Here is a 603-nt window from a genome sequence, read left to right as displayed (position 1 = left end):
CATAACCGCCGCAGGATACGACGCTTATGACCCAACCTGAACGGCAACAGCTCTAATGGCGTACATTTCCTCGCTGGCGGCGGAGTGCTTCGCGGGCGTGGTGGGCGACTTGCAGGTGGTGCTGCGGATGGCGGGGTATCTCGTGCCCAAACCGTCCGCGGTGGTGTTGTACAGTCGGACGCAGCGCCCGTACTTCCTGGCTAATGCCACAAGATCGGCCGTCAGCGTCTCTTCGTCGTCGCGGCGACACGTTTCGCTGTGACGGAAGCTGAGTAGTTTCCGAGCCTGTTACCTGCGGCCAGTCCAGAGGCATCGTGTGCAGTGGCAATGCTCCGGCGTCAGACGGTTTGACCTGACCGGTATATTGGACCGAGCCAGGATGAGAGCCTCCTCGACGCTTCAACCGACAGATGCCGGCAAGACCGTCCCCCATGTCGTAACCGGTCGATCCTGAGCCGATCCATGGTCCGGCCACCAAGGCAGCACCGTCTACTCTCGGCACGAAAGGCCCGGGTTAGACAGGGAGGCTCGCCGTTGCATCGCGAAAGCTGCTGTTGGGTTGGCGGATGTCGATGTGCCGGCCACGGAACTGCCAGAACAACA

Annotated in this window: 1 pseudogene; it reads left to right on the top strand. The window is 61.7% G+C overall.

The window, feature by feature from the left end:
- Positions 1–73: 73 nt before the first annotated feature.
- Positions 74–187: pseudogene (locus tag G3T14_RS25340) on the top strand (IS5/IS1182 family transposase); the annotation flags it as partial.
- Positions 188–603 lie beyond the last annotated feature (416 nt).

The sequence above is a fragment of the Methylobacterium sp. BTF04 genome (assembly GCF_010692745.1).
Taxonomy (GTDB): domain Bacteria; phylum Pseudomonadota; class Alphaproteobacteria; order Rhizobiales; family Beijerinckiaceae; genus Methylobacterium.
This window is presented reverse-complemented; position numbering and strand designations above follow the sequence as displayed.